The organism is Rhodobacter xanthinilyticus (assembly GCF_001856665.1).
Classification (GTDB): domain Bacteria; phylum Pseudomonadota; class Alphaproteobacteria; order Rhodobacterales; family Rhodobacteraceae; genus Rhodobacter; species Rhodobacter xanthinilyticus.
The window spans coordinates 2,950,861-2,970,270 of the sequence record NZ_CP017781.1 but is presented as its reverse complement, the minus strand read 5'-3'; the positions used below and the strand labels follow the sequence as shown (position 1 = coordinate 2,970,270).

At 69.6% G+C, this 19,410-nt stretch carries 22 protein-coding genes and 1 tRNA gene; 18 read left to right on the top strand and 5 right to left on the bottom strand.

Annotated features, from left to right (window positions below; all coding sequences use genetic code 11):
- Window positions 1–35 precede the first annotated feature (35 nt).
- From LPB142_RS14505 to LPB142_RS14480, 6 genes are all read left to right on the top strand, one after another.
- Entirely contained in the window at window positions 36–1,439 is a 1,404-nt protein-coding gene (locus LPB142_RS14505) for a YcjX family GTP-binding protein (protein WP_068765390.1), read from the top strand.
- Complete coding sequence (locus LPB142_RS14500; RefSeq protein WP_068765389.1) at window positions 1,436–2,428, top strand: YcjF family protein; 993 nt, start codon at window positions 1,436–1,438, stop codon at window positions 2,426–2,428. The genes LPB142_RS14505 and LPB142_RS14500 overlap by 4 nt, the downstream gene beginning before the upstream one ends.
- A 68-nt stretch (window positions 2,429–2,496) precedes the next feature.
- The gene (ruvC, locus tag LPB142_RS14495; protein WP_068765388.1) at window positions 2,497–3,033 is read left to right on the top strand and encodes a crossover junction endodeoxyribonuclease RuvC; all 537 of its coding nucleotides are present in this window, start codon (window positions 2,497–2,499) and stop codon (window positions 3,031–3,033) included.
- Window positions 3,030–3,692, top strand: a complete 663-nt coding sequence (gene ruvA / locus LPB142_RS14490; RefSeq protein ID WP_071166788.1) for a Holliday junction branch migration protein RuvA — start codon at window positions 3,030–3,032, stop codon at window positions 3,690–3,692. The genes ruvC and ruvA overlap by 4 nt, the downstream gene beginning before the upstream one ends.
- A gap of 81 nt (window positions 3,693–3,773) precedes the next feature.
- Window positions 3,774–4,811 carry a Holliday junction branch migration DNA helicase RuvB gene (ruvB, locus tag LPB142_RS14485; protein ID WP_071166787.1) on the top strand — a complete coding sequence of 346 codons (1,038 nt, stop codon included), beginning with the start codon at window positions 3,774–3,776 and terminating at the stop codon, window positions 4,809–4,811.
- A gap of 62 nt (window positions 4,812–4,873) precedes the next feature.
- Window positions 4,874–5,284: a group III truncated hemoglobin gene (locus LPB142_RS14480; RefSeq protein WP_071166786.1), complete on the top strand. Its 411-nt coding sequence runs from the start codon at window positions 4,874–4,876 to the stop codon at window positions 5,282–5,284.
- Window positions 5,285–5,330: 46 nt separating this feature from the next.
- On the opposite strand, the gene LPB142_RS14475 is transcribed toward LPB142_RS14480, so the two are convergent.
- Window positions 5,331–5,406, bottom strand: a tRNA-Lys gene (locus LPB142_RS14475).
- A gap of 214 nt (window positions 5,407–5,620) precedes the next feature.
- On the opposite strand from LPB142_RS14475, the gene dapF reads away from it, so the two are divergent.
- The 7 genes from dapF to LPB142_RS14440 all read left to right on the top strand — a co-directional run bounded on the left by dapF (window position 5,621) and on the right by LPB142_RS14440 (window position 12,440).
- Window positions 5,621–6,454: a diaminopimelate epimerase gene (gene dapF, locus LPB142_RS14470; protein ID WP_071166785.1), complete on the top strand. Its 834-nt coding sequence runs from the start codon at window positions 5,621–5,623 to the stop codon at window positions 6,452–6,454.
- Entirely contained in the window at window positions 6,451–7,716 is a 1,266-nt protein-coding gene (mtaB, locus tag LPB142_RS14465) for a tRNA (N(6)-L-threonylcarbamoyladenosine(37)-C(2))-methylthiotransferase MtaB (protein WP_071166784.1), read from the top strand. Before dapF ends, mtaB begins: the two co-directional genes overlap by 4 nt.
- Before the next feature lie 87 nt (window positions 7,717–7,803).
- The gene (gene arfB / locus LPB142_RS14460) at window positions 7,804–8,226 is read left to right on the top strand and encodes an alternative ribosome rescue aminoacyl-tRNA hydrolase ArfB (RefSeq protein WP_071166783.1); all 423 of its coding nucleotides are present in this window, start codon (window positions 7,804–7,806) and stop codon (window positions 8,224–8,226) included.
- Window positions 8,216–9,481 (top strand): aspartate aminotransferase family protein, encoded by a 1,266-nt coding sequence (locus LPB142_RS14455; RefSeq protein ID WP_071166782.1) that lies wholly within the window; start codon window positions 8,216–8,218, stop codon window positions 9,479–9,481. The genes arfB and LPB142_RS14455 overlap by 11 nt, the downstream gene beginning before the upstream one ends.
- Window positions 9,478–10,434, top strand: coding sequence for a phosphotransferase enzyme family protein (locus LPB142_RS14450; protein WP_071166781.1), 957 nt, complete (start codon window positions 9,478–9,480; stop codon window positions 10,432–10,434). The genes LPB142_RS14455 and LPB142_RS14450 overlap by 4 nt, the downstream gene beginning before the upstream one ends.
- Complete coding sequence (locus LPB142_RS14445; RefSeq protein WP_071166780.1) at window positions 10,431–10,877, top strand: NUDIX hydrolase; 447 nt, start codon at window positions 10,431–10,433, stop codon at window positions 10,875–10,877. The genes LPB142_RS14450 and LPB142_RS14445 overlap by 4 nt, the downstream gene beginning before the upstream one ends.
- Window positions 10,878–10,967: 90 nt before the next feature.
- The gene (locus LPB142_RS14440) at window positions 10,968–12,440 is read left to right on the top strand and encodes an inorganic phosphate transporter (protein ID WP_071166779.1); all 1,473 of its coding nucleotides are present in this window, start codon (window positions 10,968–10,970) and stop codon (window positions 12,438–12,440) included.
- Here the strand turns inward: LPB142_RS14440 and pncB are convergent.
- Window positions 12,437–13,744, bottom strand: coding sequence for a nicotinate phosphoribosyltransferase (gene pncB / locus LPB142_RS14435; RefSeq protein ID WP_071166778.1), 1,308 nt, complete (start codon window positions 13,742–13,744; stop codon window positions 12,437–12,439). The two genes, LPB142_RS14440 and pncB, sit on opposite strands and share 4 nt — an antisense overlap.
- Window positions 13,745–13,758: 14 nt before the next feature.
- On the bottom strand, window positions 13,759–14,367 hold the full coding sequence (pncA, locus tag LPB142_RS14430; protein ID WP_068765376.1) for a bifunctional nicotinamidase/pyrazinamidase: 609 nt from the start codon (window positions 14,365–14,367) through the stop codon (window positions 13,759–13,761).
- A 108-nt stretch (window positions 14,368–14,475) separates the two neighbouring features.
- Between pncA and trhO the strand changes: the two genes are divergently transcribed.
- Window positions 14,476–15,381 (top strand): oxygen-dependent tRNA uridine(34) hydroxylase TrhO, encoded by a 906-nt coding sequence (trhO, locus tag LPB142_RS14425; RefSeq protein WP_071166777.1) that lies wholly within the window; start codon window positions 14,476–14,478, stop codon window positions 15,379–15,381.
- Here the strand turns inward: trhO and LPB142_RS19125 are convergent, their stop codons facing one another.
- Entirely contained in the window at window positions 15,382–15,519 is a 138-nt protein-coding gene (locus tag LPB142_RS19125) for a hypothetical protein (protein WP_156894386.1), read from the bottom strand.
- Between the two features lie 147 nt (window positions 15,520–15,666).
- Between LPB142_RS19125 and mbfA the strand changes: the two genes are divergently transcribed.
- The gene (gene mbfA, locus LPB142_RS14420) at window positions 15,667–16,644 is read left to right on the top strand and encodes an iron exporter MbfA (RefSeq protein ID WP_071166776.1); all 978 of its coding nucleotides are present in this window, start codon (window positions 15,667–15,669) and stop codon (window positions 16,642–16,644) included.
- On the opposite strand, the gene LPB142_RS14415 is transcribed toward mbfA, so the two are convergent.
- Window positions 16,641–17,369, bottom strand: a complete 729-nt coding sequence (locus tag LPB142_RS14415; protein WP_071166775.1) for a hypothetical protein — start codon at window positions 17,367–17,369, stop codon at window positions 16,641–16,643. The two genes, mbfA and LPB142_RS14415, sit on opposite strands and share 4 nt — an antisense overlap.
- Before the next feature lie 45 nt (window positions 17,370–17,414).
- Between LPB142_RS14415 and LPB142_RS14410 the strand changes: the two genes are divergently transcribed.
- Genes LPB142_RS14410 through LPB142_RS14400 form a run of 3 tightly spaced genes read left to right on the top strand, consistent with a single transcriptional unit; the run spans window position 17,415 to window position 19,403 of the window.
- Entirely contained in the window at window positions 17,415–18,341 is a 927-nt protein-coding gene (locus LPB142_RS14410) for an AEC family transporter (RefSeq protein ID WP_068765372.1), read from the top strand.
- The gene (locus tag LPB142_RS14405) at window positions 18,338–18,793 is read left to right on the top strand and encodes a YaiI/YqxD family protein (RefSeq protein ID WP_071166774.1); all 456 of its coding nucleotides are present in this window, start codon (window positions 18,338–18,340) and stop codon (window positions 18,791–18,793) included. Before LPB142_RS14410 ends, LPB142_RS14405 begins: the two co-directional genes overlap by 4 nt.
- A complete protein-coding gene (locus tag LPB142_RS14400) occupies window positions 18,786–19,403 on the top strand; it encodes an HAD family hydrolase (RefSeq protein WP_071166773.1) in 618 nt (205 codons plus the stop codon). Before LPB142_RS14405 ends, LPB142_RS14400 begins: the two co-directional genes overlap by 8 nt.
- The last annotated feature ends 7 nt before the right edge of the window (window positions 19,404–19,410 follow it).

Sequence of the window (19,410 nt, the reverse complement as noted above, 5' to 3'; positions counted from 1 at the left end):
TATCTTCGGGGCAGGAGCATGAAAGGGCGCAGAACTTGGGACTTTCCGACCTTGCCGACGGCCTGACGCGCAGCCTCGAGGGGCTGGGCGCCTCGGTCTCCGAGACGCTGTTCGAACCGGTGATCCGGCTCGGGGTGACGGGGCTTTCGCGCGCGGGGAAGACGGTGTTCATCACCTCGCTGGTCGCGAACCTGCTTGACCGGGGGCGGATGCCGGGGCTGGTCGACGCGGGCGCGATCCGCGCGGCGTTCTTGCAGCCGCAGCCCGACGACACCGTGCCGCGCTTCGATTACGAGAGCCATCTGGCCGCGCTGACCGGCCCCGCGCCGCATTGGCCCGAGGGCACGCGGGCGGTCTCCGAACTGCGGCTGAGCTTCCGGGTGGCGCCCTCGGGGGTGCTTGGGGGCTTGCGCGGGATGCGCACGGTGCATCTCGATATCGTCGATTATCCGGGCGAGTGGCTGCTCGATCTGGGGCTGATGGACCGCAGCTTTGCGAATTGGTCGGCGGGCGTGCTCGCGCGGATCGCCGCGCGGCCGGGCGGCGCGAAGTATCTCGCGGCGCTCGGCGCGGCGGATCTGGCTGCGCCCTTCACCGAGCCCGCCGCGAAGGCGCTGGCCGAGCCCTTCACCGCCCATCTCGAGGCCGCCCGCGCGGCCGGGTTCTCGGATTGCTCGCCGGGGCGGTTCCTGCTGCCCGGCGAGCTTGCCGGCTCGCCGGTTCTGACCTTCGCGCCGCTGCCCCCGGGCGAGTGGCCGAAGGGCTCGCTCGGCCGCGAGATGGCGCGCCGCTATGACGCCTACAAACGCGAGGTCGTGCGGCCCTTCTTCCGCGATCATTTCGCGCGGATCGACCGGCAGGTGGTGCTCGTCGATGTGCTCGGCGCGATCCACGCCGGGCCTGCCGCGCTCGAGGATCTGCGCGCCACGATGGCGGGGGTGCTGGCGGCCTTCCGGCCCGGCGCCTCGGGGTTTCTCGCCTCGCTGCTGGGGGGCAAGCGGGTCGAGCGGATCCTCTTCGCCGCGACCAAGGCCGACCATTTGCATCACAGCCAGCACGCCCGCCTCGCCGCGATCACCGCGGCGCTGTTGCGCGAGGCCAAGGACCGCGCCGATTTCGCCGGCGCCGAGACCGCGGCGATGGCGATCGCGAGCCTGCGCACCACGACCGAGGAGGTGCTCACCCATCAGGGCGCCGCGCTCGATGCGCTGCGCGGGCGGCTCACCGATGGCCGCTCGGTCGCGCTTTACCCGGGCAGCCTGCCCGAGCAGCCCGCCCAGCTTCTCGGCCCCGCGCGCGAGGGCGCGCCGCGCTGGCTCGACGCCGATTTCGCGATCATGGATTTCGCGCCCGCGCCGGTCGTGCTGCGCCCGGGCGAGGGGCCGCCGCATATCCGGCTCGACCGCGCGGCGCAATTTCTGATCGGGGACAAGATATGAGCGACAAACCCGTCTTGATCGAGCTCGAGGCCGCGCCCGCCTCGCCGGCGGAGGCGCCGCCGGTGCCAGAGGCCGCGCCCGAGGGCCGCGCGATGCAGGCCGCGGTGCGGATCGCGGCGCGCCCGCCCTCAAGGCTCGGGCGGTTCTTCTGGCAGGCGGCGGCGGCGCTCGTGGGCTTTCTCGCCTCGGTCGCGGCCTGGCGCTTCGTCGAGGGGCTCTTTGCCGCGAACCCGGTGCTGGGCTGGGTGGCGACGGGGCTCTTCGGGGCGTTCTTGCTCGCGGCGGCGCTCCTTGCGGCGCGCGAGCTTGCGGCGTTTGCGCGGCTCAAACGGCTTGATCGGGTGCACAAGGCGGCGCTGGTGGCGGCCGATAGCGGCGATCTGGCGGCGGCGCGGCGGGTGGTGGCGCAGGTCTCGGGGCTTTACGCGGGGCGGGCCGAGTTCGATTGGGCGCGCGCGCGTCTCAAGGAGCGCGGCGCCGAGGAGCTCGACGCCGACACGCTCTTGCGCCTTGCCGAGACCGAGCTGATGGCGCCGATCGACGCCGCTGCGCGCCGCGAGGTCGAGGCGGCGGCGCGGATCGTGGCGACGACGACCGCGCTCGTGCCGCTCGCGCTGGCCGATGTCTTCGCCGCACTGACCGCGAATTTGCGGATGATCCGCCGCGTGGCCGAGCTTTACGGCGGCCGCGCCGGCAGCCTCGGCAGCCTGCGCCTCGCGCGCGCGGTGATGACCCATCTCGTCGCCACCGGCGCGGTCGCGGCGGGCGATGACCTGATCGAGACGGTGACCGGCGGGCATCTCTTCTCGAAACTCTCGCGCCGCTTCGGCGAGGGGGTGGTGAACGGCGCGCTGACCGCGCGGGTGGGCCTCGCCGCGATCGAGGTCTGCCGGCCCTTGCCGTTCCGCGCGCTCGCCCGCCCGCGCGTCACGAACCTGACCTCGCGCGCCCTTACCGGCCTCTTTTCGCGCGAGAAATCCGAAAGCTGAGCGATCGCGCCTTCCCGATGTTCTCTTTTCGTGCTAATCCTGCGGGAACGAAACGAAAGGGCGGGCAGATGCGGGTGATCGGGATCGATCCGGGGTTGCGCAACCTCGGCTGGGGGGTGATCGAGATGACCGGCTCGCGGCTGAGCCATGTCGCGAATGGGGTGATCCATTCGGCGGGCGAGGATCTGGCGCTGCGGCTCGTGGCGCTCCATGCCGGCCTCACGGCGGTGATCGCCGCCCATGCGCCAGAGGCCGCGGCGGTCGAGCAGACCTTCGTGAACAAGGATGCGGTGGCGACGCTGAAGCTCGGCCAGGCGCGGGGGATCGCGCTGCTCGCGCCCGCGCAGGCGGGGCTCGCGGTCGGCGAATATGCCCCCAACGCGGTCAAGAAGGCGGTCGTGGGCGTGGGCCATGCCGACAAGACCCAGGTGCAGCATATGGTCCGCCATCAGCTCCCCGGCGTGGTCTTCGAAGGCCCCGATGCGGCCGATGCCCTCGCCATCGCGATCTGCCACGCCCATCACCTGCAATCGGCCCGCCGCGCCAATGCCGCGCAGCTCGGCCGCACGGCGGGGGCCTATTCGGCGCGGAGGGCGGGCGCATGATCGGCCGTCTCGCCGGCGTCATCCTCCACCGCGCGATGGATCATGTGATGATCGATGTGCGCGGCGTTGGCTATATCGTGTATGTCTCGGCCCGCACGGCCCAATCCCTGCCCCCGGTCGGCGAGGCCTGCGCGCTCTACACCGACCTCCTCGTGCGCGAGGATCTGCTCCAGCTCTTCGGCTTCCAGAGCCTCTACGAGAAGGAATGGCACCGCCTCCTGACCTCGGTCCAAGGCATCGGCGCGAAAGCCTCGCTCGCCATCCTCGGCACGCTCGGGCCCGAGGGCCTCGGCCGTGCGATCGCGCTGGGCGATTGGGCAGCGGTGAAATCGGCCCCCGGCGTCGGCCCGAAACTCGCGCAGCGCGTGGTGATGGAGCTCAAGGACAAGGCGCCCACCGTGATGGCGATGGGCGGCGCGCTCACCGTCGATGCCGCGCCCTCCGATGAGCTGATCGAGCCCGCCCCCAAACCCCGCACCCGCCCCGCCGCCGCGCCCAAGGTGAATTTCACCGCCGAGGCGCTCTCGGCGCTCACCAACCTCGGCTATGCCCCCGCCGAGGCCGCCGCCGCCGTGGCCGAGGCCAGCGAAAACCCCGAGGCCACCGATACCGCCAAACTGATCCGCGCGGCGCTGCGCCTGCTTGCGCCGAAGGACTGATCCCTTCATCTTGCCGGAAATATCCCGGGGGTGCGGGGGCAGAGCCCCCGTCGCCGCCCGCCCCACAGAGACCCCTGAGCGATGACCGAGCCCGACCCGACGCTGCGCCCCGACCGCCTGCCCGAGGACGCAGACCGCGCCCTGCGCCCGCAGGCGCTCGAGGAGTTCGTGGGCCAGGCCGAGGCCCGCGCCAACCTGCGCGTCTTCATCGAAAGCGCCAAGATGCGCGGCCAGGCGATGGATCACACGCTGTTCCACGGCCCCCCCGGCCTCGGCAAGACCACGCTCGCGCAGATCATGGCGCGCGAACTTGGCGTCAATTTCAAGATGACCTCGGGCCCGGTTCTGGCCAAGGCGGGCGATCTCGCCGCGATCCTGACGAACCTCGAGGCGCGCGATGTGCTCTTCATCGACGAGATCCACCGCCTAAACCCCGCCGTCGAAGAGGTGCTCTACCCCGCGATGGAGGATTTCGAGCTCGACCTCGTGATCGGCGAGGGCCCGGCGGCGCGCACCGTGCGTATCGAGCTGCAACCCTTCACCCTCGTCGGCGCGACCACGCGTCTGGGCCTGCTCACCACGCCGCTGCGCGACCGCTTCGGCATCCCCACCCGGCTGCAATTCTACACCGAGGATGAGCTCGACCTGATCGTGGCGCGCGGCGCACGCCTCCTCGGGGTCCCCGCAGACCCCGCCGGCACCCGCGAGATCGCGCGCCGCGCGCGCGGCACGCCGCGGATTGCCGGGCGGCTCCTGCGCCGGGTCGTCGATTTCGCGCTGGTCGAGGGCGATGGCCGGCTGACCCGCGCGATCGCGGATCGCGCGCTGACCCGGCTCGGCGTCGATCACCTCGGGCTCGACGGCGCCGACCGGCGCTATCTCGGGCTGATGGCCGAGCATTACGGCGGCGGGCCGGTGGGGGTCGAGACGCTCTCGGCCGCGCTCTCCGAATCGCGCGATGCGATCGAAGAGGTGATCGAGCCCTACCTCCTGCAACAGGGCCTCGTCGCGCGCACCCCGCGCGGGCGGATGCTCGGCGCGCGCGCCTGGCGCCATCTCGGGCTCGAGGCGCCGCCCGCGCCCGGCGCGCCGCAGGGCGAGCTCTTCGGCGAGGGCTGAGACATTCCGCCCGGTTGCCGGGGCGGGGGCGGCGCGCTACCTCCGCGCCAAAGGAGACCGCGATGACCACCCTGCCGCCCCCTCGTTTCGAGATCACCGAGGCCGAGATCGACCGCGTCGTCGCGCGGTTCTACATGCGCGTGCGCGCCCACCCCGAGCTCGCGCCGATCTTCGCCGCCCATGTCGGCGACTGGCCCGCGCATGAGGCCAAGATCGCGCGGTTCTGGAAGGGCGCGATCTTGCACAAGCCGGGCTATGAGGGCTCGCCGATGATGGCGCATCGCCGCGCGGGCAATGTCGCGCCCGGGCATTTCCCCGATTGGCTGGGCGCCTTCGACGCGGTTCTGCGCGCCGAACTGAGCCCCGAGGCCGCGGCGGGCTGGTCGGCGCTCGCGCATCGCATCGGCCAGGGGCTGCGGATGGGCGTTTCCGACATGGGCGCGCCGAAAGGGGCGGTGCCGAGCCTGCGCTGAGGCGGGGCGCCGTCAGGCGGAAATCAGTGATGTCAGGGGGGGAGAGTGGTGAGCCGTGCAGGATTCGAACCTGCGACCCACTGATTAAAAGTCAGTTGCTCTACCAACTGAGCTAACGGCCCACTTCTCTGCGCGACGCTGGGTTTCCCCATTTTCCCTTTCGGGGCAAGACCTTGGCTTTTCGCATCCGGCGTCGCCCGGGGGCGAAACTTTCTGCGGCGGGCCGAGGCGCGTCGTGTGCGGCTCTCTAAAGGGCCGGGCCGGAGGGGTCAAGGGAGAATCGAGAGAAAATTTCGACGACTGGAAAAAATTTCGGCGCGGGCTTATATCGCGGCCATGGAAAACCAGCCCCTCCCCGCCGCCGGACTTGCCTTCTTCAAGATGCATGGGCTCGGCAATGATTTCGTGGTGATCGATGCGCGCTTTGGCGCGGACCCGGTCACGCCTGCGCTCGCGCGCGCGCTCGGTGACCGCCATCGCGGCGTGGGCTTTGATCAGCTTGCGGTGATCAAACCCGCCGAAGGGGCTGATTTCAAACTGGAATTCTGGAATTCCGATGGATCGATGGCGGGGGCTTGCGGCAATGCCACGCGCTGCGTGAGCGATTACATGATGCGCGAGCTCGGCCGCGATTCGGTTGAACTGGTGACCGCGCGGGGGCGGCTCGCGGCGCGGCGGCGCGCCGACGGGCTCGTCTCGGTGAACATGGGCGCGCCGATTCTCGAGGCGGCGGCGATTCCCGTGGCGGGGGATCCGATGGCGCTGCCGCTCGCGGGCGGGCCGGTCGCGGTGGGCATGGGCAACCCGCATTGCATCTTTTTCGTCGCGGATGCCGAGGCGGTCGATGTGGCGGGCGAGGGGCCCCGGATCGAGCAGGATCCGCTCTTCCCCGAGCGCACGAATGTCGAATTTGCCTCGCTTCTCGGGCCCGATCATCTGCGGATGCGGGTCTGGGAGCGCGGCGCGGGGATCACGCTGGCTTGCGGTTCGGGCACCTGCGCGACCGCGGTGGCGGCGCATCTCAAAGGGCTGACCGGGCGGCGGGTGATGGTCGATGTCGATGGTGGCCGGCTCGAGATCGACTGGCGCGAGGATGGGGTCTGGATGACCGGGCCGACGGCGCATGTCTTTACCGGGTCGCTGACCCCCGCATTTCTGGCAAGCCTATGAAACCGCCCGTCTTTTCCACGCTCGGCTGCCGTCTCAACGCCTATGAGACGGAGGCGATGAAGGAGCTCTCAGTGGCTGCGGGCCTCGAGGGCGCGGTGGTGGTCAACACCTGCGCGGTGACGGCGGAGGCGGTGCGCAAGGCCAAGCAGGAGATCCGGCGCCTCGCGCGCGAGAACCCCGGCGCGGCGGTGATCGTGACCGGCTGCGCGGCGCAGACCGAGCCCGAGACCTTCGCCGCGATGCCCGAGGTCACCCGGGTGATCGGCAACCACGAGAAGATGCAGGCCGAGACCTGGGCGGGGATCCGCGCCGAGCGGGCGGGCCCCGATTTCATCGGCGAGACCGAGAAGGTCACGGTCGACGACATCATGGCGGTGAAGGAAACCGCGGGGCACCTGATCGACGGTTTTGGCCGGCACCGCGCCTATGTGCAGGTGCAAAACGGCTGCGATCACCGCTGCACCTTCTGCATCATCCCCTTCGGGCGGGGCAATTCGCGCTCGGTGCCGGCGGGGGTGGTGGTCGAGCAGATCAAGCGCCTCGTCGGGCGGGGGTTCAACGAGGTGGTGTTGACCGGGGTCGATCTGACCTCGTGGGGCGCCGATCTGCCGGGCACGCCGCGGCTTGGCGATCTCGTGATGCGGATCTTGCGGCTGGTGCCCGATCTCGCGCGCCTGCGGATCAGCTCGATCGACAGTATCGAGGCCGATGAGAATCTGATGCTGGCGATTGCGACCGAGCCGCGGCTGATGCCGCATCTGCATCTGAGCTTGCAGCATGGCGACGACATGATCCTGAAGCGGATGAAGCGGCGGCACCTGCGCGACGATGCGATCGCGTTTTGCGAGGAGGCGCGGCGGCTGCGGCCGGGGATCGTGTTCGGCGCCGATATCATCGCGGGGTTCCCGACCGAGACCGAGGCGATGTTCGAGAACTCGCTCAAGCTGGTCGAGGACTGTGGGCTGACCTTCCTGCATGTCTTCCCCTATTCGGCGCGCAAGGGCACGCCGGCGGCGCGGATGCCGCGGGTGCCGGGGCCGGCGATCAAGGAGCGCGCGGCGCGGCTGCGGGCGGCGGGGGAGGCGGCGCTCGGGCGGCATCTGGCGGCGGAGGTCGGCGCGCGGCGGATGGTGTTGACCGAGGGCGCGCGGCTCGGGCGGACGGAGTTTTTCACCGAGGTCGCCTTCGACACCGATCAGCCCGAGGGCACGTTGATGGAGGTCGAGATCCTCGGGCAGGACGGCGCGCGGTTGCGGGCCTGAGGAGCGGGGCGCCGCCCCGCACCCCGGGATATTTCGGGCAAGATGAAAAGCTCTTCCGTTTTCCGCTTTGGGCGCTAGGGTCGCGTCATGCTTTGGATCAACGACACGCTGGCGATTGCCGATTGGGAGCTCTCGGAGAGCTTCACCCGGTCGCAAGGGCCGGGGGGGCAGAACGTCAACAAGGTTTCGACCGCGGTCGAGCTGCGGTTCGAGGCCGAGCGCAGCCCGCATCTTGCGCCGGCGGTGAAGGCGCGGCTGAAGCGGCTTGCGGGGCGGAAATGGACGCTGGACGGGGCGATCGTGATCCGGGCGGAGGAGACCCGCAGCCAGGTGCGCAACCGCGAGCTCGCGCGTGAGCGGCTGGCCGAGATGATCCGCGCGGCGCTGGTGGCGCCGAAGCGGCGGGTGGCGACGAAGCCGACCTCGGGCAGCCAGCGGCGGCGCCTCAAGGCGAAGACGGAGCGCGGCGAGGTCAAGGCCTTGCGCGGGAAGGTGGGGGATGACGAGTGATCTTCTGGCGCGGCGCGCGCGGCTGATGGGGCCGAATGTCCCCACCTTCTATGACGACCCGGTCGAGATCGTGCGGGGCGAGGGGGTGTGGCTTTGGGATGCCGAGGGGCGGCGCTATCTCGATTGCTACAACAATGTCGCGCATCTGGGCCATTGTCACCCGAAGGTGGTCGAGGCGATCGCCGCGCAGGCCGCCACCCTCAACACCCATACGCGTTATCTGCATCGCGGGATTCTCGATTATATCGAACGGCTTACGGGAAAGTTCGGGCATGATCTGAGCCAGGCGATCATGGTCTGCACGGGGTCGGAGGCGAATGATGTCGCGCTGCGCATGGCGCAGGCGGTGACCGGCAAGACCGGGCTGATCGCGACCGACAACACCTATCACGGCAACACGACGGCGGTTGCGCATCTGTCGACCCGGCGTCCGCCGATCGGGGGCTATCCGGGCCATGTGCGCCGCGTGCCCGCGCCCGACAGCCTTGCGCCCTTGGGCGGTTCGCTCGCGGCGCAGGCGCAGGCCTTTGCGGCGGGGGTGGCGCGCGCGATCGAGGAGCTGGAGGCGGCGGGGCATGGGTTTGCGGGGCTGATGCTGTGCCCGATCTTCGCCAATGAGGGCACGCCCGGGGTCGGGCCGGGGTTCATGGCGCCGACCGTCGAGGTGGTGCGCCGCGCGGGCGGGCTGATCTTGTGCGACGAGGTGCAGCCGGGCTTTGGCCGGGTCGGCGCGGCGTGGTGGGGGCATGAGCTGATCGGGTTTGCGCCCGATGTCGTCACGCTTGGCAAGCCGATGGCGAACGGCCATCCGGTCGGCGCGGTGGTGACGCGGCCCGATGTGATGGCGGCCTTCCGCGAGGCCTTTGGCTATTTCAACACTTTCGGCGGCAACCCGGTTTCTTGTGCCGCGGCGCTGGCCACGCTCGAGGTGATCGAGGACGAAGGGCTGGTCGAGAACGCCCGCGAGGTGGGCGCCTATGCGCTTGAAATGATGCGCGGATTGCACCACCCACTGATCGCGGACACGCGCGGGTTCGGGCTCTTTTTCGGGATCGAATTTGCCCGCGAGGGGGCGCCGCAGAGCGATTTCTGCGGCCGGGTGGTCGAGGCGGCGAAGGCGCGCGGGATCTTGCTCGGCCGGGTCGGGCGCGCGCAGCATATCCTCAAGATGCGCCCGCCGATGCCGTTTTCGCGCGAGAACGCCGAGATGCTCGTCGAGACGCTTGACGCGATCTTGCGGGAGATGCCGGCATGACCGACGCCGAGATCGCCGCCGAGGCGCTTTATTACTGGGGCTCGGCGGGTGCGCCGCTGCGGCTCGTGTGGCAAAGCGAGAATGTGGTTTTCGAGACCCGGCTTCAGGGCGGGGTTCGGGCGGCGTTGCGGCTGCACCGGCCGGGCTATCAGGGGCGCGGCGGCATCGAGGCGGAGCTTGGCTGGTGTGCGGCGCTGGCGGCGGCGGGGGTGCCGGTGGCGGCGCCGATCCGGGCGGTTGACGGGCGGTTCACGGCGGGGCTGCCGGGGCGGGTGGTGTCTTGCGTGGCTTGGGTCGAGGGCGAGCCGCTCGGCGCGGCGGAGGATGCGCTCTCGGGCTCGGCGGTTTTGGCGCAGGCGGGCGCAGTGGGCGGGCTGATCGCGCGGCTCCATAACGCGATCGACGCGGGGGCGGCGCCGGGCGGGCGGCGCCCGGCCTGGGATGCCGAGGGCCTTTTGGGCGAGGCGCCGCGCTGGGGGCGGTTCTGGGAGCATCCCGATCTCACGCCCTCGGAGGCGAACCTGCTCCTTCTGGCGCGGCGGCGGGCCTTCGAGACGCTGGCCGAGGCGCGCGATTACGGGCCGATCCATGCCGATGTGATCCGCGGCAATGTGATCCTCGGGCCGGCGGGGCTGACGCTGATCGATTTCGACGATTCCGGCCCGGGTTGGCGGCTTTATGACCTCGCCTCGGCGCTGGTGCAGAGCTTTGGCGACCCGCTGATGGGGGCGCAGGCGGTGGCGCTTGTCGCGGGCTATCGGGGCGAGCGGGCCCTTGCGGCGGATCAGGCGGCGCTCTTGCCGCTTTTCGTGGCGCTGCGGGCCTTTGCCTCGGCGGGCTGGGTGGTGAGCCGCACCGCGCCGGGCGATGCGCGCCGCCGCGCCTATGCCGCGCGGGCGGTGGCGGCGGGGCGGGCGCTTTTGGAGGGCCGCGCGCCCTGGGAGGCGCGATGATCGCCAAGGTCGGCACGCTCCTCTCCGGGCTCTTCGGGTTCCGGCCGCGCCATCTACAGGTGGGGGCGGTGTGCCTGCGCCGCCACAAGGGGGAGCGTCAGGTTCTCCTCATCACCTCGCTTGGTACCGGGCGCTATGTGATCCCGAAGGGCTGGCCGATGAAGGGGCGCAGCCTCGGCGGCGCGGCGGCGCAAGAGGCCTGGGAGGAGGCCGGCGTGCGCGGCCATCTGCGCCACGAAACGCTCGGCAGCTACAGTTACCTGAAGGTTCAGGACGGCGGCCTCGCGATCCATTGCGAGGTGCGGGTCTTTGCGCTCGAGGTCGAGGCGCTGGCCGAGCGCTACCCCGAGGCGGGCCGGCGCAAGCGCGTCTGGATGAGCCCCGCCGAGGCCGCCGCGCAGGTGGCCGAGCCGGGCTTGCAGGAGATTTTGCGCGCGCTGTGAGATCGGCGGTTGTTTTGCAGGCGCAAAACCGCTACCCCGCCGCCCGACTGTAACAGTTTCCTGACGGATTCGTGACAAGCGGGGAATGGCATGGCGACGCCTCCGGTGAACCAGTGGAAGACGCTCGATAAAGACCTCAAGCGCATCGGGCTCTTGGAGGAGGCGACGATTTTCGTCTCGCGGCCGCTGATCGCGCCGGGGATCGGGCTGGCGTTCATCGTGCTGGCGGGGATCGCGGCGGCGCTGCTGATGGGCTCGCAGCCGGGCAATATCATCGTCATCGCGGCGGCGGCGATCGGGGCCTATATGGCGCTCAACATCGGCGCGAATGATGTCGCCAACAACATGGGCCCGGCGGTGGGGGCGAATGCGCTCACGCTCGGCGGCGCGCTGATCATCGCGGCGGTCTTCGAGACGGCGGGGGCGCTCGTCGCGGGGGGCGATGTCGTCAAGACCGTCTCGACCGGCATCCTCGCGCCCGGCACGGTCTCGGATAGCGCGCATTTCATCTGGGCGATGATGTCGGCGCTGCTGGCGGCGGCGCTCTGGCTCAACCTCGCGACGGCGCTCGGCGCGCCGGTCTCGACCACCCATTCGATCGTCGGCGGGGTCGTCGGCGCGGGCATCGTGGCGGCGGGGTTCGGCGCGGTGAACTGGGGCGCGCTCGGCACCATCGCGCTGAGCTGGGTCGTCTCGCCGGTGCTGGGGGGCGTGATCGCGGCGGTGTTTCTGGCCTTCATCAAGGCGAAAATCATCTATGTCGAGGATAAGCTCGGCGCCGCGCGGCGCTGGGTCCCGGTTCTGATCGGGATCATGGCGGGGGCGTTCGCGGCCTATCTGGCGGTCAAGGGGCTCAAGAAAATCGTCGATGTCACGCTCGGCCAGGCGATGCTGCTGGGCCTCGCGGTGGGGTTCGTGAGCTGGGCGGTGTCGGTGCCGCTCGTGCGCCGGCAGGCCGAGGGCCTCGAGAACCGCAAGAAATCGCTCAAGAAACTCTTCGCGCTGCCGCTCGTGGTCTCGGCCGCGCTGCTTTCCTTTGCGCATGGCGCCAATGATGTCGCGAATGCGGTCGGCCCGCTCGCCGCGATCGTCCATGCCGTCGAGGCGGGCGATATCGGCGACAAGGTCGGCATCCCGCTTTGGGTGATGGTGGTCGGCGCGCTCGGGATCTCGGTCGGGCTGATCCTCTTCGGGCCGAAGCTGATCCGCCTCGTCGGCTCGGAAATCACCAAACTCAACCCGATGCGCGCCTATTGCGTGGCGCTCTCGGCGGCGATCACGGTGATCGTGGCGAGCTGGCTCGGCCTGCCGGTGAGCTCGACCCATATCGCGGTCGGCGCGATCTTCGGCGTGGGGTTCTATCGCGAATGGCATGCCGAGCGGCGCGCGCGGCTCCTTGGCCTCGAAAAGGGCAAACCGGTGCCGCCCGAGGAGCGCTCGCGCCGGCTGCTGGTGCGCCGCTCGCATATGCTCACCGTGGCGGCGGCCTGGGTGATCACGGTGCCGGCCTCGGCGGGGCTCTCGGCGCTGCTTTACGTCGTGATCAACGGGCTCGCGGGTTAAACCACGACGGCGCGCGGCTGCTGCGCGCCGACCCCGAAAACGCGTTTGTAGCGCGCGACCTCCTCGGCCGGGCCCATCGCCTTTTCCGGGTTGTCGGAGAGCTTGACGGTCGGGTGACCATCGGCCGAGACCGCCTTGCACACGAGCGAAAACGGCGCGAGCCCGTCGCCCGGCACGAGGCCGCGGAAATCATTGGTGAGCAGCGTGCCCCAGCCGAAGCTGACCTTGACGCGCCCCGCAAACCGCGCATGCAGCGCCTTGATCTCGGCCACGTCGAGCCCGTCGGAGAAGATCACGAGCTTCTCGCGCGGGTCTTCGCCGCGGGCCTGCCACCAGCTGATCGCGGTCTCGGCGGCGGTGATCGGGTCGCCCGAGTCGATGCGGATCCCGGTCCAGCCGGCGAGCCAATCGGGGGCGTGTTCGAGGAAACCCGCGGTGCCATAGGTGTCGGGCAGGATGATCCGCAGATTGCCCTCATGCTCCTCATGCCAATCGGCGAGCACCCTGTAGGGCGCCTCGCGCAGCTCGGCATCCGTGCGCGCGAGCGCGGCATAGACCATCGGCAGCTCATGGGCATTGGTGCCCACCGCCTCGAGATCGCGCCGCATCGCGATCAGGCAATTCGAGGTGCCGGTGAAGGCGCCACCCTTGGCTGCGTCGCCCAGACCCTCGACCATCGCCTGCACGCACCAATCCTGCCACAGGAACCCATGCCGCCGCCGGGTGCCGAAATCGGCGATCTTGAGGCCTGGGATCTCGCGCAGCGCCTCGATCTTCTCCCACACACGCGCCATCGCGCGGGCATAGAGCACCTGCAATTCGAACCGCCCCATCGTGTTCAGCACCGCGCGCGAGCGCAGCTCCATCAAGATCGCGAGCGCGGGGATCTCCCAGAGCATGACCTCATGCCAAGGGCCCTCGAAGGTCAGGTGGAACTGCCCGTCGATGATCTCGAGCTCATAGGGCGGCAGCTGATAGCCCTCGAACCACTCCATGAAATCCGAGCGGAACATCTGGCGCTTGCCGTAGAAGGTGTTGCCGCGCAGCCAGGTGCTCTCGCCGCGGGTGAGCTTGAGGCCGCGCGCGTAATCGAGCTGCTGGCGCAGTTCGGCCTCGTCGATCAGCTCGGCGAGGCGGATGTCCTTGGAGCGGTTATGCAGGCTGAAGGTGACGCGGGTGTTCCGGCTGTTGCGGAAAATCGATTGGCACATCAACAGCTTGTAGAAATCGGTATCGATCAGCGAGCGGATGATCGGGTCGATCTTCCATTTGTGGTTATAGACGCGGGTGGCGATATCGACCATGGCGGGGGCCCCTCTCATGCCTCGAGCTCGACGCCCGCATCGCGCATCGCGGCGCGCGCGGCGGCGAGCGAGCCGCCCAGATCGATCGCCCGGCAGGCGCCCTCGAGCACCCGCACCCGGAAGCCAAGACGCGCCGCGTCGATCGCCGACCAGGCCACGCAATAATCGAGCGCAAGGCCGGTGAAGGTCAGATCGGTGATGCCGCGCTCGCGCAGATAGCCCGCGAGGCCGGTGGCGGTGGCGTGGTCATTTTCGAAAAACGCCGAATAGCTGTCGATCTCGGCGCGGAAGCCCTTGCGCAGGATCAGATCGGCCGGGTCGATGGCGAGGGCGGGGTGGAAGGCCGCGCCCGGGGTGCCCCAGACGCAATGCGACGGCCAGAGCGTTTGCGGGCCGTAGGGCATCTCGATCGTGTCGAAGGGCGCGCGGCCCTCGTGCATCGCGGCGAAGGAGAGGTGCTCCTCGGGGTGCCAATCCTGGGTCAGGATCGTCACCGGGATCTCCTGCATCAGCCGGTTGATGCGCGGGATGATCTCGTCGCCCCCGGCGACCGCGAGCGCCCCGCCGGGGCAGAAATCGTTTTGCACATCGATGACGATCAGCGCCTCGGTGGTCTGGGCCATGGGATCCCTCCGCAGTTTCCTCAATGGGTAGGGCGCGGGCGGGCCGAGGTCAACGCCGCTTGCGCGCGGCAGCTTGCGCGATGGGCGGCGCGGGCGTATGGCGGGGCCATGCTGATCGTCGCCGCGCTTTATCATTTCACCCGTTTTGACGACCCCGCCGCGCTGCGCGGGCCGCTTCTGGCGCTGGCCGAGGCCGGCGACGTCAAGGGCTCGCTTCTGCTCGCGCGCGAGGGGATCAACGGCACCGTCGCGGGGCCGCGGGCGGGGGTGGATGCGCTGTTGGCGCATATCCGGGGGCTGCCGGGCTGCGCGGGGCTCGTCTGGAAGGAAAGCGCGGCCGCCGAGATGCCCTTCGGGCGGATGAAGGTGCGGCTCAAGCGCGAGATCGTCACCATGGGCGAGCCCGATATCGACCCGCGCGCGCGGGTGGGCCATTATGTGGCGCCCGCCGACTGGAACGCGCTGATCTCGGCGCCCGATGTCGTGGTGATCGACACGCGCAACGATTACGAGGTCGCGATCGGCACCTTCGAGGGCGCGCTCGACCCGGGCACGAAGAGCTTCCGCGAGTTCCCCGGCTGGTGGCGCGAAAACGCGGCGCGGTTTCACAACAAGCGCGTGGCGATGTTCTGCACCGGCGGGATTCGGTGCGAGAAATCAACGAATTATCTGCTCGGCGAGGGGGTCGAGGAGGTCTATCACCTCGAGGGCGGGATCTTGAAATACCTCGAGGAGGTGCCGCAGGAGGAGAGCCTCTGGCACGGCGATTGCTTCGTCTTCGATGGCCGCGTCAGCCTGCGCCATGGGCTCGTGCAGGGCGATTACACGCTCTGCCACGCCTGCCGCCGGCCGCTCGCCCCCGCCGACAAGGCCCGCCCGGAGTATGAAGAGGGCGTCTGCTGCCATCAATGCGCGGGCGATTATTCCGAGGCCGACCGCGCGCGGTTCCGCGAGCGCGCGCATCAGATCCGCCTCGCCGCGGCGCGGGGGGCGCGCCACCTCGGCGAGGGCTGATCATTTGCCCCGGGCGGGGGGCTGCGTCACTTGCTCGCCTTGGCTCGGGAAGAACAATCGCGGTAGATCGAAGCCGAGGGCGCTGGCGGCCTGTGCCGTGAGCGCGACGAGGACGAGCGCGAGGAGGAGGCGGAGCATGGCGGGTCTCCAAAGTGAACCGGTGAGTCTGGCTCCAATAATGAACCGAACCGTTCAGTTTGCAACACAAAACCGCGCGCGGGCGATTTTGCGCTTGCAGCACGCCGGCGGCGCGGTATTTTAGAATCATTCTAAAGAGAGGCTGACATGATCCCCGGTTTCGCATCACGGCGGCGGTTTTCCGAGCTTTCCGAGCAGGAAGTCCTCGCGCTGGCGATCTCCTCGGAAGAGGATGACGCGCGCATCTATCGCCAATATGCCGAGGAATTGCGCGCGCAATACCCGGCCTCGGCGGTGATTTTCGAGGAAATGGCGAAGGAGGAGGACCACCATCGCCAGCTTCTGATCGAGCGTCACCGCGCGCGGTTTGGCGAGGTGATCCCGCTCATCCGGCGCGAACATGTCGCCGGGTTTTACGCGCGCAAGCCGGTTTGGCTGGCCAAGAACCTCTCGCTCGAGACGATCCGCGGCGAGGCCGAGGCGATGGAGCGCGACGCGCAGGAGTTCTACCTGCTGGCCGCCAAACATGCCTCCGACGCGGCGACGCGCAAGCTTCTGGGCGATCTCGCGGCGGCCGAGGCGGGCCATGAGCAGAAGGCCGAGCATCTGGTGGCGAGCACGCTGACCGAGGATGCGCGCGCCGAGGAGGACCGCGCCGCGCATCGCCAGTTCATCCTGACCTGGGTGCAACCCGGTCTCGCGGGGCTGATGGATGGCTCGGTCTCGACGCTCGCGCCGATTTTCGCGACCGCCTTTGCCACGCAAAACACCTCGACGACCTTCCTCGTCGGCCTCGCTGCGGCGGCCGGGGCGGGGATCTCGATGGGCTTCACCGAGGCCGCGCATGACGACGGCAAACTCTCGGGCCGCGGCTCGCCGCTCAAACGCGGCATCGCCTCGGGGGTGATGACGGCGGTGGGCGGGCTGGGCCACGCGCTGCCCTATCTGATCCCCGATTTCTGGACCGCGACGACGATCGCGATCATCGTGGTCTTCATCGAGCTCTGGGCGATTGCCTGGATCCAGAACCGCTACATGGAGACGCCGTTCCTGCGCGCGGTGCTACAGGTTGTGATCGGGGGCGCGTTGGTCTTTGCGGCGGGGGCCCTGATCGGGGGCGGTTAAAGCGCCATTACCTTCTCGTAAAAGGCCTGATTTGCGGCGCGACCTTCCTCGAGAATGTCGCGCCGTTCTGCTTTTGCGAGCGCCTCGGGCCAGCTCTCCGGCGCGGCCATCGCGGGCGGGTCGCGAAAGCCCGAGAACTTCTCCGAAAACGGCACGCACAGCACCCGCCGCTCGAGCGCCATCGCCCAGAGCGTGCCGTGGTAGGAGTTCGTCACCACCGTCTCGCCCCGCGCCAGATGGGCGACCGCCTCGGCCATCGTGCCGCCGTGATTGCGGCGCGCGGGGAATGCCTCGGGGGTGATGATCGGGCCCGATTTCGTCGCATGCCAGAAGCACACGACCTCGGTCTGCGGCAGGGGGGGCGCATCGAAGAGCGGCGAGAGCAGCGAGGCGCAGGGCACATAATCGCAGCCCGGCACGCCCCAGTTGCGCGAGGAAATCAGCGTATGTTCCGCCAGCAGATCAAAGAGCAGCCCCGCCGCCTGCGCCCCCGAGATCCCCACCCCCCAAAGCACCCGGCGCCGCGCCGCGCGGGCGCGCAGGGCGGCCTCGGCGGCCTGGCGGAACACCTGGCCCCCGCCGAAGATCGCGCGGCGGCAGGGTGGCACCTCGGCGCCCAGATGCGCAAAGCTCGCCTCGCCAAAATCGCGCCAAAGCCCCGGCGAACAGGCCCGGTCGCCGACATTTTCCGTCTCGCGCAGATGCTGAAAAACCGTCTCGATCATGGCGCAAGCCTAGCGCGGCGGCGCGCTTCCTGCTAGCGCTGGCGCATGGTTGCGATCTTTCTCAAAGTGCTGCCCTTCTTCGGGCTGATCGGGCTCGGGTGGTTCGCCGGGAGGATCCGGGTCTTCCCGGCCGAGGCGACGGCCTGGCTCACCAAATTCGTCTTCTATTTCGCGCTCTCGGCGATGCTGTTTCGCTTCACCGCGACGCTCGATCTCGGCGCGCTCTTCGATCCGGCCTTTGTCGCGGCCTATCTGCTCGGCTCGCTGGCGGTCTGGGGGCTGGGCTTTGGCGTGGCGCGGGCGCGCGGGCGGGGCTTGGCCGAGGCGGCGATGGAGGCCCATACCGGCATGACCGGCAACACCGGCTTTCTCGGCGTGCCGATGCTGGTGATGCTGCTCGGGCCGGCGGCGGTGGGGCCGGTTCTGATGGTGCTCGCGATCGACATGATCGTGTTTTCCTCGCTGATCACGCTGCTGATCACCGGCGCGCGGCAGGGGCGGGTGGCGATCGGGCCGCTGGCGCTCGGCCTTGCGCAGAACCCGATGATCGTGTCGATGGCGGCGGGGCTCCTTTGGGCGGGGGCCGGGGTGCCGATGCCGGGGCCGCTGGCGGAGTTCCTGACGCTGCTCGGCGCGGCGGCAACGCCCGGCGCGCTTTTCGCGATCGGCGCCTCGCTCGCCGGGCGCTCGGCCGAGGCGATGGGCGCGGCGAGCTGGCTCTCGGCGCTCAAGCTCGGGGCGCATCCGCTCGCGGTCGGGCTTGCGGCCTGGGGCCTCGGGGTCGCGCCCTTTGCCGCGGGGGTGATGGTCGCGGCGGCGGCGCTGCCGGTGGCGGGCAATGTCTATATTCTCGCCGCGCATTACAGCGTGATCCCGCAGCGCGTCTCGGCCGCGATCCTGATTTCGACGGCGGTGAGCGTGGTCACGGTCCCGCTCGTCATCGCCTGGATCGAGGCGGGGGGGATGCCATGATCTGGATCGATGCGGACGCCTGCCCGGTCAAGGCCGAGGCCGAACGCGTCGCGACGCGCCATCGGGTGAAGCTCGCGCTGGTCTCGAATGGCGGTCTGCGGCCCTCGGAAAACCCTTTCGTCGAAATGGTTTATGTGGCCGAGGGGCCGGATGTCGCCGATATCTATATCGCCGAGCGCGCCACGCGCGGCGATGTCGTGGTGACCAATGACATCCCGCTCGCGGCGAAATGCGTGGCCGCCGGCGCGCGGGTTTTGCGCCCCGATGGCGAGGCGCTGACCGAGGCCAATATCGGCAATGTGCTGGCGCTGCGCGATCTGATGGCGGATCTGCGCTCGGCCGATCCGTTCCGCCAAGGCGGCGGTCGGGGCTTTACAAAGGCCGACCGGGCGCATTTCCTCGAGGCCTTGGAGCGCGCCGTGCGGGCGGCGGAAAGGGAGCGCGATGATTGAGGCGGTGATTTTCGACATCGGCAATGTGCTGATCGAATGGCAACCCGAGCGGCATTATGACCGGCTGATGCCGCGCGCGCGGCGCGAGGCGATGTTTGCCGAGGTCGATCTGCATGGGATGAACGACGTGATCGACCGGGGCGGGCCGTTTCGTGAGACGGTCGAGGCCTGGGCCGCGCGCACGCCGCAGTGGCGCGAGCAGATCCTGCGCTGGCATGACGACTGGATCGAGATGGCAAGCCCGGTGATCGAGCGCTCGCTGCGCCTGATGCGGGCCTTGCAGGCCAAGCAGATCCCTGTGTTTTCGCTCACGAATTTCGGGATCGAGACGTTTGATCACGCCTGCACGCATTACCCGTTCCTGCGGGCGTTCGACCGCCCCTTCATCTCCGGCCATCTCGGCGTGATCAAGCCCGAGGCGCGGATCTACGAAATCGTCGAGGAGGTCTCGGGGCTCGCGGGCCACCAGCTTCTCTTCACAGATGACCGCGCCGACAATATCGCCGCGGCGCATCTGCGCGGCTGGAAGACCCACCTTTTCGAGGGCCCGGCCGGCTGGGCCGCGCGTCTGGTGGCCGAGGGGCTCCTGTCCGAGGCCGAGGCGGTTTGAAACGCCG

Bases quoted from the DNA above. Each gene is read 5' to 3' on its own strand.
- LPB142_RS14445 (WP_071166780.1), top strand. From the start codon at position 10,431: ATGATCGCCAAGGTCGGCACGCTCCTCTCCGGGCTCTTCGGGTTCCGG.
- dapF (WP_071166785.1), top strand. From the start codon at position 5,621: ATGGAAAACCAGCCCCTCCCCGCCGCCGGACTTGCCTTCTTCAAGATG.
- pncA (WP_068765376.1), bottom strand. From the start codon at position 14,367: ATGGCCCAGACCACCGAGGCGCTGATCGTCATCGATGTGCAAAACGAT.
- LPB142_RS14405 (WP_071166774.1), top strand. From the start codon at position 18,338: ATGATCTGGATCGATGCGGACGCCTGCCCGGTCAAGGCCGAGGCCGAA.
- ruvA (WP_071166788.1), top strand. From the start codon at position 3,030: ATGATCGGCCGTCTCGCCGGCGTCATCCTCCACCGCGCGATGGATCAT.
- ruvC (WP_068765388.1), top strand. From the start codon at position 2,497: ATGCGGGTGATCGGGATCGATCCGGGGTTGCGCAACCTCGGCTGGGGG.
- mbfA (WP_071166776.1), top strand. From the start codon at position 15,667: ATGATCCCCGGTTTCGCATCACGGCGGCGGTTTTCCGAGCTTTCCGAG.
- LPB142_RS14410 (WP_068765372.1), top strand. From the start codon at position 17,415: ATGGTTGCGATCTTTCTCAAAGTGCTGCCCTTCTTCGGGCTGATCGGG.
- pncB (WP_071166778.1), bottom strand. From the start codon at position 13,744: ATGGTCGATATCGCCACCCGCGTCTATAACCACAAATGGAAGATCGAC.
- LPB142_RS14455 (WP_071166782.1), top strand. From the start codon at position 8,216: ATGACGAGTGATCTTCTGGCGCGGCGCGCGCGGCTGATGGGGCCGAAT.
- LPB142_RS14500 (WP_068765389.1), top strand. From the start codon at position 1,436: ATGAGCGACAAACCCGTCTTGATCGAGCTCGAGGCCGCGCCCGCCTCG.
- trhO (WP_071166777.1), top strand. From the start codon at position 14,476: ATGCTGATCGTCGCCGCGCTTTATCATTTCACCCGTTTTGACGACCCC.
- LPB142_RS14480 (WP_071166786.1), top strand. From the start codon at position 4,874: ATGACCACCCTGCCGCCCCCTCGTTTCGAGATCACCGAGGCCGAGATC.
- arfB (WP_071166783.1), top strand. From the start codon at position 7,804: ATGCTTTGGATCAACGACACGCTGGCGATTGCCGATTGGGAGCTCTCG.
- LPB142_RS19125 (WP_156894386.1), bottom strand. From the start codon at position 15,519: ATGCTCCGCCTCCTCCTCGCGCTCGTCCTCGTCGCGCTCACGGCACAG.
- LPB142_RS14450 (WP_071166781.1), top strand. From the start codon at position 9,478: ATGACCGACGCCGAGATCGCCGCCGAGGCGCTTTATTACTGGGGCTCG.
- mtaB (WP_071166784.1), top strand. From the start codon at position 6,451: ATGAAACCGCCCGTCTTTTCCACGCTCGGCTGCCGTCTCAACGCCTAT.
- LPB142_RS14415 (WP_071166775.1), bottom strand. From the start codon at position 17,369: ATGATCGAGACGGTTTTTCAGCATCTGCGCGAGACGGAAAATGTCGGC.
- LPB142_RS14400 (WP_071166773.1), top strand. From the start codon at position 18,786: ATGATTGAGGCGGTGATTTTCGACATCGGCAATGTGCTGATCGAATGG.
- ruvB (WP_071166787.1), top strand. From the start codon at position 3,774: ATGACCGAGCCCGACCCGACGCTGCGCCCCGACCGCCTGCCCGAGGAC.
- LPB142_RS14440 (WP_071166779.1), top strand. From the start codon at position 10,968: ATGGCGACGCCTCCGGTGAACCAGTGGAAGACGCTCGATAAAGACCTC.